Origin of the sequence: Amycolatopsis sp. NPDC051758, assembly GCF_044453095.1 — a bacterium.
Taxonomy (GTDB): Bacteria; Actinomycetota; Actinomycetes; order Mycobacteriales; family Pseudonocardiaceae; genus Amycolatopsis.
Map to the genome: position 1 here is coordinate 549,231 of NZ_JBITCJ010000002.1, position 11,068 is coordinate 560,298.

At 74.8% G+C, this 11,068-nt stretch carries 1 protein-coding gene; it reads right to left on the bottom strand.

Features of this window, described 5'->3' with window-relative positions:
• Positions 1-20 precede the first annotated feature (20 nt).
• Positions 21-11,039, bottom strand: a complete 11,019-nt coding sequence (locus tag ACIA5G_RS11815) for an SDR family NAD(P)-dependent oxidoreductase (protein ID WP_395922623.1) — start codon at positions 11,037-11,039, stop codon at positions 21-23.
• Positions 11,040-11,068: the final 29 nt, after the last annotated feature.

Below are 11,068 nucleotides of genomic sequence, written 5' to 3' on the forward strand. Positions count from 1 at the left end.
CCCGAGGGGCTGGAGGGCGGTCAGCGCGGGCCGAACTCGTCGTCGATCAGCGCGAGGAGGTCGTCCGGGGACGCGGCTTCGAGGTCGGCGGTGGCGAGGGCGGGTTTCTTGGCCGCCCAGGCCGACACCAGCCGCTTCAGCCGGTTGTCGATGTCCGCGTCGGCGGGGTCGGCGCCGTCGAGGAGGGCTTCGAGCCGGGTGATCTGCTCGGTCACCGCGGCCCCGGGGCCGGTCTCGGGGGCGAGCTCGGCCTGCAGGTACTTGGCCAGCGCGTCCGGCGCCGGGTAGTCGAAGACCACCGTCGCCGGCAGGCTGAGACCGGTCGCGGCGGCCAGGGCGGCCCGGAACTCGACCGCGGTCAACGAGTCGAAGCCCAGGTCGAGGAAACCGCGGGCGGGGGCGATCGCAGCCGGACCCGGGTGCCCGAGCACGGTGGCGGCGTGGCCGCGGACCAGATCCAGCAGGGTGCGTTCCTGCTCCGGCCCGGCCTGCGCGGCGAGCTTGTCGCGCAGCTGCCCGGCGTCGGCGGCCGCGGCCCGGCGCCGCACCGCGGGCGCCAGGTCCCGCAGCAGCGGCGGGAGCAGGCCCGCTCCGGCCGCCGCACCGAGCGCGGCCCGGTCCAGCTTCACCGGCACCGGCGCGGCGACGTCGGTGGTCAGCGCCCGGTCGAACAGCGCGAGGCCCTCCTCGAGGGACAGCGCGGGGAAACCGGTGCGGCTCAGCCGTTGTGCGGCCGCCGGGTCGAGCGCACCGCCCATGCCGTCGGCCCAGCGGCCCCAGGCCAGGGACCGGGCCGGGAGGCCGAGGGCCCGCCGGTGCACGGCCAGGCCGTCGAGGAATGCGTTGGCCGCGGCGTAGTTGCCCTGCCCGGCGTTGCCGAGCACCCCGGCGGCCGAGGAGAACAGCACAAACGCGGCGAGCTCGTGGCCCTTGGTCAGTTCGTGCAGGTGCCAGGCGGCGCCGGCCTTCGGGCCGAAGACCGTGTCCAGGCGCTCCGGCGTCTGGGCTTCGACGAGGCCGTCGTCGAGGACACCCGCCGCGTGCACCACTCCGGTGAGGCGCGGGATCCCGGCGAGCAGTGCTTCGAGCGCGCCGCGGTCGGCGACGTCGCAGGCCACGACCCGGGCGCCGAGTTCCTCGCCCAGCTCGGCCGCGCCGGGCGCGTCGAGCCCGCGGCGGCTGGTGAGCACCAGGTCCGTGACGCCGTGCGCCCGCACGAGGTGCCGGGCGATGTGGGCGCCGAGGCCGCCGGTGCCGCCGGTGACGAGCACGGTGCCGCCGGTCAGGTCGGGCGCCTCGGTGGCCGGGCCGCTGACGGGCGCGAGCTTCGGTGTGTACGCCCGGCCGTCGCGCAGCAGCAACTGGCCTTCGCCGGTGGCGAGCGCCCGGCCCAGGGCCGTCGTGTCGCCGTCGCCGTCGACCAGGACGAACCGGTCCGGGTGCTCGGACTGCGCCGAGCGCACCAGGCCCCACACCGCCGCCGCGGCGGGGTCGGCACCGTCCTCTTCGGACAGTCCGACCGCGCCGGCGGTCAGCACGACCAGCCGGCTCTCGGCGAACTTCGGCTCGCCGAGCCATTCCTGCACGGCGGTGAGCGCGGTGACGACCACGTCGTCCGATTCGGGCAGTTCCAGCACCACCGCGGCCGGTACCTCGTCGCCGACGTCTTCGCGACGCGCCCATGCCGTCTCGGCGGTGCCGAGCGTGACGGGCGTCCAGGTCAGCCGGTGCAGGTGTTCCTGCTCGCTGCCCGCGACGGCCGGGCGCGCACCGAAGGTGATCTCAGCCGACAGGACCGGTTCACCGGAGACGTCGAAGACGGCCAGCTTGCCGTCGGTCAGGCTCGCGCGGACGGTGGTGGCGCCGGTGGCGTGCAGGGTGACGTTCCGCCACGCGGCCGGCCAGCCGTGCTCGGCGAGCAGCACCTCCAGCAGCTCGGGGTGCAGGCCGTAGAGCTGGGCGGTGTCGTCGGACGCGCCGGGCACGGTCAGTTCCGTGAGCGGGCCGTCGGCGACGGGCGCCGGGGCAGGAGTGCTCACCAGGAAGCCGGTGGCGTGCCGCTGCCAGTCCCGGCCGGTGCGGGTGTGGATCGAGACCGGACGCCTGCCCTCGGCTTCGGGCCCGACGGCGACCTGGACCTCGCGGTCCCCGGTCAGCGGGGCCTCGACGGCCAGTTCGGCCAGGGTGCCCGCGCCGGCCTCGTCGCCGGCGCGGATGGCCAGCTCGACGAGCAGCGTGTCCGACGGCTCGGCGGGCAGGACACCGGTGCACAGCACCGAACCGTCCCCGGCCGACGTGACCGCGCTCGCCAGAACCGGGTGACCGAGGCCGCCGGCGGCCCGGGCCACGGCGGGCTCGCGCAGCCAGAACCGCTCGTGCTGGAACGCGTAGGTGGGCAGGTCGATCACCTTCGGCCGGGCCGGGGCGTAGAACGCCGGCCAGTCGACGTCGACCCCGCGGACGTGCAGCCGCGCGAGGGCGGTGACGGCCGTGGTCGCCTCGTCGTGGTCCGCGCGCAGGGCGGGGATCGCCGTGCCCGCGTCCGCCGCCATGGCCGACAGCACGGCGTCCGGGCCGATCTCCAAGAACGTCGTCACGCCTTCGGACTGCAGGGTCGCGACGGCGTCGGCGAACCGGACCGGCTCCCGGACGTGCCGGACCCAGTGCGCCGGGTCGGTCAGGTCGGGGTGCGAGGAGACCACCGGGATCGACGGCTCGGCGTAGGTCAGTTCACCCGCGACGGCGGCGAAGTCGTCGAGCATCGGGTCCATCAGCGCGGAGTGGAAGGCGTGCGAGACGTCGAGGCGCTTGACCTTGCGGCCCCGGGCTTCCAGCGCCGCCGCGGCGGCCAGCACCGGTTCCTCGGCGCCGGAGAGCACCACGGCCTGCGGACCGTTGACCGCGGCGATGCTCACGTCACCGAACTCCGCGATCTCGGCTTCCGACGCCTGGACGGCGACCATCGCGCCACCCTCGGGCAACGCCTCCATCAGGCGGCCGCGCGCCTCGATCAGCTTCGCCGCGTCCGCCAGGGACAGCACCCCGGCGACGTGGGCGGCGGCGATCTCGCCGATCGAGTGCCCGGCGACGAACGCCGGCCGCACGCCCCAGGACTCGTAGAGCCGGTAGAGCGCCACTTCGAGGGCGAAGATCGCGGGCTGGGCGTGGCCGGTCCGGCCGAGCGCGACGGCGTCGTCGACGTCGCGCACGGCCGGGAGCAGTTCGGCGATCTTGTCGTAGGCCGCGGCGAATGCCGGGAAGGCGGCGTAGAGGCCGCGGCCCATCCCGGCCCGCTGGGAGCCCTGGCCGGTGAACAGGAAGGCCAGCCGGCCCGGCGCGGTCTCGCCGGTGACCAGGTTCGCCGACGTCCCGCCGTCGGCCAGGGCCTGCAGCCCGGCGGCCGCGTCCCCGACGGCCACCGCACGGTGTGCGTGCTGGGTGCGGGTGGTGGCCAGCGAGAAGCCGACGTCGGCCGGATCGTCCACAGTGGACAACAGGCGGCCGGCCTGCGCGGCCAGGGCGGCCGGGGTGCGGCCCGAGATCGGGTACGCGAGCACCGGCAGCGGCTTCGCCGGCTCCGGCTCCGCTTCGGCGGGGGCCTGTTCGAGGATCACGTGGGCGTTGGTGCCGCTGATGCCGAACGACGAGACGCCGGACCGGCGCGGGCGGCCGGTCTCCGGCCACGCTTCCTGCGAAGCCAGCAGGGTGATGTCGCCGGCTTCCCAGTCGACGTGCGGGCTCGGCTCGTCGAGGTGCAGGCTCGCCGGGACAACACCACGGCGCATGGCCTCGACCATCTTGATGATCCCGGCAACACCCGCGGCGGCCTGGGTGTGGCCGATGTTGGACTTCACCGAGCCGAGCAGCAGCGGGCGCTCGCGGTCCTGGCCGTAGGTGGCCAGCAGGGCCTGAGCCTCGATCGGGTCACCCAGCGGTGTCCCGGTTCCGTGCGCTTCGACGACGTCCACGCCTGCCGACTCGACCCCGGCGTTCGCCAGTGCCGCGCGGATCACGCGTTGCTGCGACGGGCCGTTCGGGGCGGTGAGGCCGTTGGACGCACCGTCCTGGTTGACGGCCGAGCCGGCGACCACGGCCAGCACCCGGTGGCCGTGCCGCCGCGCGTCGGAAAGCCGTTCGAGCACGAGGATCCCGACACCTTCGGCCCAGTTCGTGCCGTCGGCCGCGGCCGCGAAGGGCTTGCACCGGCCGTCCGGCGCGAGGCCGCGCTGACGGGAGAACTCGACGAACATGTCCGGCGAAGCCATCACGTTGACCCCGCCCGCCAGCGCCAGGGAGCACTCCCCCGACCGCAGGGACTGGGCCGCGAGGTGCACGGCGACCAGCGACGACGAGCACGCCGTGTCCACCGACACCGCCGGGCCTTCGAGGCCCAGCGCGTAGGCGACCCGGCCGGAGATGACACTGCTGAACGACGCCGTGCCGAGGAACCCCTCGACCTGCTCGGGGATCGCGCTCAGCCGCGAGACGTAGTCGTTGGACAGCGCGCCGGCGAACACACCGGTGCTGGTGCCGCGCAGCGTCGCCGGGTTGATGCCCGCGCGCTCCAGGGCCTCCCACGTGGTCTCCAGGACCTGACGCTGCTGAGGATCCATCGCCAGGGCTTCCCGCGGCGAGATGCCGAAGAACTCCGGGTCGAAGTCGCCCGCGTTGTACAGGAAGGCGCCTTCGGACGCGTAAGTCGTCCCGCGGTGGTCGGGGTCCGGGTGGAACAGCGAGTCGAGGGGCCAGTCGCGGTCGGTCGGGAAGTCGCCGACACCGTCGCGGCCCTCGGCGACCAGCTGCCACAGCTCGCCCGGCGAGGTGACCCCGCCCGGGTAGCGGCAGCCCATGCCGACGATGACGACCGGGTCGTCGGTGGGAGTGCCGGTCCCGGCCGCGCTGGGGGTGACCACAGCCGGGACCGGCTCCTCGGACCCGACCACCTCGGTGCGCAGGAACGAGCTCAGCGCGGCGGGGGTCGGGTGGTCGAAAACGAGCGTCGCGGGCAGCCGGAGGCCGGTCGCGGCGCCGAGGCGGTTGCGCAGCTCGACCGCGGTGAGCGAGTCGAAGCCGATTTCGTTGAACGCGCGGGTCGCGGCGATGCCCGCGGCGTCCGCGTGGCCCAGGACCAGCGCGACTTCGCGGCGCACCAGGTCCAGCAGCAGCTCCTCCTGCTCCGCGACGGGCAGCCCGGTGAGCTTGCGCCGCAGCTCCCCCGCCTGCTCGGCGGTGGCCGTCTTCGCCTTGGCGCGGGCGGACCCGCCGACCAGGGCGCGGACCAGCGGCGAGATCGGGGCGTCGCTGCCGCGCACGGTGGCGCGGTCGAGCTTCAGGCCGAGCAGCACGGCGTGGTCGAGGCCGACCGCGCGGTCGAACATCGCCAGGCCGTCGGCCGGCGCGATCGGCGGGAACCCGCTGCGGCGCATGCGTTCCTCACCCGCGTCGCCGAGCTCCCCGCGCATGCCGCCGGACCACAGGCCCCAGGCGACGGACTGCGCGGCCAGGCCGTCGGCGCGGCGGCGCGTGGCGAGCCCGTCGAGGAAGGCGTTGGCGGCGGCGTAGTTGCCCTGCCCCGGGTTGCCGAGCACACCGGCGGCCGAGGAGAAGTTCACGAACCAGCGCAGCGGGCGGTCCGCGGTCAGCTCGTGCAGGTGCCAGGCCGCGTCGGCCTTGGGGTACAGGACACGGTCGAGGCGCTCGGGGGTCAGGGTGTCGATCGGGCCGTCGTCGAGGACGCCGGCCGCGTGGATGACGCCGGTCAGGCGCGGGATGCCGGCGAGCAGCGCGGCAACGGCGTCGCGGTCGGAGCTGTCACACGCGGAGACGGTGACGGTCGCGCCGAGCCCGGTCAGCTCCTCGGTCAGTTCGGCCGCCCCCGGGGCGTCCGGGCCACGGCGGCTGGTCAGCACGAGGTCGCCGACGCCGTGCTCGGTGATCAGGTGGCGGGCCAGCATCGCGCCGAGCCCGCCGGTGCCACCGGTGATCAGGACGGTGCCGTCCGGGCGCTGCGGGATGGTCAGCACCAGCTTGCCGATGTGCTTGGCCTGGCTCAGCAGCCGGAACGCCTCGGGCGCCCGGCGCACGTCCCAGACGCGGCGCGGCAGCGGCTCGAAGGTTCCGGCCGCGAACAGCTCCAGGACCTCGGCCCACATGCGGGAAAACTGCTCCGGCCCGGCCTCGATCAGGTCGTACGGCCGGTAGTGCACCCCGGGGTGCTGCGCGGCGACCTCTTCGGGATCACGCAGACCCGCCTTGCCCATCTCGAGGAACCGGCCGCCGCGCGGCAGCAGCCGCAGCGAGGCGTCCACGAAGTCGCCGGTCAACGCGTCGAGCACCACGTCGACCCCGCGGCCTTCGCTGGTGGCCAGGAACTGCTGCTCGAAGTCGAGGGTCCGGGAGTTGGCGATGTGGGCGTCGTCGAGGCCGGCTTCACGCAGCACGTGCTGCTTGCCGGGGCTCGCGGTGCTGTAGACCTCGGCGCCGAGGTGGCGGGCGATCTGGATCGCCGCCATGCCGACCCCGCCGGCGCCGGCGTGGACCAGCACCGACTCGCCGGGCTGCACCCCGGCCAGCTCCTTCAGCCCGAAGTAGGCGGTGAGGAAGACCAGCGGCACGGACGCGGCTTCGTCGAACGTCCAGTTCTCCGGAATGCGCGCGCACATCGAGCGCTGTGCGGTGGTGATCGTGCCGATGCCGCCGATCGCGACGCCCATCACCCGGTCACCCGGGGCGAGGTCGTCCACATCGGACCCGACCTCCAGGACGAAGCCGGCCACCTCGTTGCCGAGCGGGCCGGGCTCACCGTCGAACATGCCGAGCACGTTGAGGGCGTCGCGGAAGTTGAGGCCGGCGGCCGAGACGGCGATGCGGATGTGCTCGGGCGCCAGGGGTTCCAGGGCCTGCGGGCACGGCTCCAGCCGCAGCTCCTCGAGGGTGCCGCGGCCCGCCATGCCGAGGCGCCACGCGGGTTCGGCGGGCGGGGCCAGCTCGTCGGGGCCGGGCACCGGGCCGAGCCGCAGCGCCGAGAAGACACCGTCGCGCACGGTCAGCTGGGGTTCGCCGGTGGCCAGGACCGCGGCCACCTCGGTGTCGGACAGGTCGCCGGTGTCACTGTCGACGAGCACCACCCGGCCGGGCAGCTCGCTCTGCGCGGAGCGGCCGAGGCCCCAGACCGCGGCGGCGGCCGGGTCGACCCGGCCGCTGGTGGCGCCGGAGGTGACGATGACGAGTTTTGCGTCGGCGAAGCGGTCTTCGGTCGACCACTGCTGCAGGACTTCCAGGACTTCGCGGGTGGCGAGGCGCGCGCTCTCGGCGGCGTCGGCCGCGTCGGTGAGCACCGGCAGCACGACGACCGGTGGCACGTCCCCGCCGCCGAGGCGGCCATGGAAGGCCCAGCCGACCGGCTCCGGGTCCGCCGGGGCCGGGACGGGGACCCAGTCGAGCCGGAAGAGCGCGTCCAGGCCGGGCGCGGCCTGGGCGACCAGCGGGCCCGCGGTGAGTTCGCGCAGGGTCAGCGAGCCGACGGTGGCGACCGGCGAGCCGGTGCCGTCGGCCGCGCGCAGGGTGACCGCGCCGGCGGCGTCCCGGCTGAGCCGCAGCCGCAGCTGGGAAGCGCCGGTCGCGTGCAGGGTGACGTCCTGCCAGAGGAACGGCAGCTGCGCGCCGCCGCCTTCGCCGGTGAGCAGGCCGATGGCGTGCAGGCCCGCGTCCAGCAGCGCCGGGTGCAGGCCGAACCGCTCGACATCGGCCTTGCCGGCGTCCTCGGGCAGCGCTGTCTCGGCGAAGATCTCGTCACCGAGGCGCCAGGCGTGGGTGAGGCCGCGGAAGGTCGGCCCGTACTCCAGGCCGGCGGCGGCGAAGGCCGGGTAGACGTCGGTGAGGTCGATCGGGGTCGCCTCGCGCGGCGGCCACTGGGCCAGGTCGAACCCGGCGGCCGGGGCGAGCGGGGCCAGGGTGCCGGTGCCGTGCAGCGTCCAGGATCCTTCGCCGGCGCGGGAGTAGATGGCGACGGCGCGGCGGCCGGTGTCGTCCGGCCCGGCCACGGCGACCTGGACGTCGAGCGCCCCGGCCAGGACCATCGGCTCGCGCAGGGTCAGCTCTTCCAGGTGCGCGCAGCCGGCTTCGTCCCCGGCGCGCAGGGCGAGTTCGACCAGCGCGGTGCCGGGCACGATGACGGTGCCCGCGACGGCGTGATCGGTGAGCCAGGGGTGGGTGACCGGGGAGATCCGGCCGGTCAGCACGATCCCGGCGCCGTCGGCCAGCGTCATGGCCGCGCCGAGCAGCGGGTGGGCGGCGTCGGTGAGACCCAGCCCGCCGGGGTCGCCCGCACCGCCGCCACCGCGCAGCCAGTAGCTGTCGCGCTGGAACGGGTAGGTGGGCAGGTCGGCGATCCGGGCGCCGGTGCCGGCGTAGAACGCCGTCCAGTCGACACGGGCGCCGCGCACGTGCAGCTCGGCCAGCACGGCCATGGCGGTGGTGGCTTCGGGACGGTCGCGACGCAGCACGGGAACCGTCAGCACCCCTTCGGCGGGCAGGGTCCGGGCGGCCATCCCGGCCAGCACCGAGTCCGGCCCGATCTCGACGAACCGGGAAACCCCTTCACCACGCAGGAACTCGACACCGTCGGCGAACCGGACCGGCCGGCGGACGTGCCGCGGCCAGTAACCGGGGACGGTGACCTCGTCCGGTCCGGCGAGCCGGCCGGTCACGTTGGAGACCACCGGGATCGACGGCTCGTGGTAGGTCATCTCCCCGGCGATCGCGCCGTACTCGGCGAGCATGCCGTCCATCCGGGCCGAGTGCGACGCGTGGGAGATGTTGAGCCGCTTGGTCTTGCGGCCACGCTCGGCGAACTTCGCGGCCAGCGCTTCGGCGGCAGCCTCTTCACCGGAGACGACGATCGAGTCGGGCGCGTTGAGCGCGCCGATCGCCAGGCCGTCGGTCAGCTCGGCGGTGACCTCCTCCTCGGTGGCCTGGATGCCGATCATCGCGCCGCCGGGCGGCTGCGCCTCCATCAGCCGGCCGCGGGCGGTGATCATGCGGGCGGCGTCGGCCAGGTCCCAGACGCCGGCGACGTACGCGGCGCCCAGCTCGCCGGCCGAGTGGCCGACAACGTAGTCGGGGCGGACACCCCAGGACTCCAGCAGCCGGAACAGCGCCACCTGCAGGGCGAACATCGCCGGCTGGGCGTAGGTCATCCGGTCGAGCAGCGACTGGTCGGCACCGAAGACGATCTCGGCCAGCGGCCGGTCGAGGTGCGTGTCGAGGGCGGCACAGGCGTCGTCGAACGCGGTGCGGTACGCGGGGAAGCTGTCGTAGAGCTCGCGGCCCATGCCGCAGCGCTGGGCGCCCATGCCGGAGAACAGGAACGCGGTGCGGCCGTGCAGCGGCTCGCCGGTGACCACACCCGGCGCGGGCTCGCCGTTCGCGAGCGCGGTCAGCCCGGCTTTGAGGTCTTCGGCCGTCCGGCCGACCACGGCGGCGCGTGTCTCCAGCGCGGTCCGCGTCGAAGCCAGGGACCAGCCGAGGTCCAGCGGGTCGACGTCGTCCACCGTGGACAGCAGCGAGCGGGCGGTGGCCTGGAGCGCGGCCGGGCCGCGAGCCGACAGCAGCCACGGCTGGACGGCGGGTGGCGTCCGGTCGGCTTCGGGTTCTTCGGTCTCGGGCGCCTGCTCGAGGATGACGTGTGCGTTGGTGCCACTCATCCCGAAGGACGAGACACCGGCACGACGCGGGCGGTCGGCACCCGGCCACTCCCGGCGTTCGGTGATCAGCTCCACCGCCCCGCTCGCCCAGTCGACGTGCGGCGACGGCTCGTCGACGTGCAGCGACGACGGCAGCACACCGTGCCGCATCGCCTCGATCATCTTGATCATCCCGGCCGCGCCGGCCGCGGCCTGGGTGTGCCCGATGTTCGACTTGATCGAGCCGAGCCACAGCGGTTCGGTGCGCTCCTGGCCGTAGGTGGCGAGCAGGGCCTGGGCCTCGATCGGGTCACCGAGCGTGGTGCCGGTGCCGTGGGCTTCGACGGCGTCGACGTCGGCCGCGGTGAGCTTGGCGTTGGCCAGCGCGGCCCGGATGACCCGCTGCTGCGCGGGGCCGTTGGGCGCGGTGAGGCCGTTGGAGGCGCCGTCCTGGTTGACCGCGGACCCGCGGATGACGGCGAGGATCCGGTGCCCGTTGCGCTTCGCGTCGGACAGCCGCTCCAGCAGGAGCATGCCCGCGCCCTCGGACCAGCCGGTGCCGTCGGCGCCCGCGGCGAACGCCTTGCACCGGCCGTCCGGGGCCATCCCGCGCTGGCGGGAGAACTCCACGAACGTCTCCGGTGTGGCCATCACCGTGACCCCGCCGGCCAGGGCGAGCGAGCACTCCCCCGACCGCAGCGCGTGCGCCGCCAAGTGCACCGCGACCAGCGACGACGAGCACGCCGTGTCGATGGTGACGGCCGGGCCCTCCAGGCCGAGGGTGTAGGCGAGCCGGCCGGACAGCACGCTGTTGGACGAGCCGGTGCCGAGGAAGCCTTCGACCTCTTCGGACGCGCCGTCGAACCCCGAGACGTACTCACTGCGCATGGCCCCGGCGAACACCCCGGTGGCACTGCCCTTGAGCGCGGCGGTGTCCAGCCCGGCGCGCTCGAACGCCTCCCAGGTGACCTCCAGCAGCAGCCGCTGCTGCGGGTCCATCGCCAGGGCTTCGCGCGGCGAGATGCCGAAGAAGCCCGCGTCGAACTCGTCGGCGTCGTGCAGGAACCCGCCCTGGTCGCTGTAGGTGGTGCCGCGGTGCTCCGGGTCCGGGTGGTACAGCGCCTCGGTGTCCCAACCGCGGTCGGCCGGGAAGCCGGTGATGCCGTCGCCGCCCTCGGCGACCAGGTCCCACAGCCCCTCCGGGGAGGTGACCCCGCCGGGGTACCGGCAGGCCATGCCGATCACGGCCAGCGGCTCGGAGCCGCTGTCCTCGGCCTCCTGCAGCCGGCGCCGCGTCTCGCGCAGCTCGGCGGTGAGCCGCTTGAAGTACTCGAGCGTCCGCTCGTCGGTGGTCATGACGGTGGTCCTCCTAGCGGCGGCCGGGC

What these genes read in the sequence shown, in the direction of transcription:
- ACIA5G_RS11815 (WP_395922623.1), bottom strand. Translation starts at nt 11,039, where the DNA reads ATGACCACCGACGAGCGGACGCTCGAGTACTTCAAGCGGCTCACCGCC.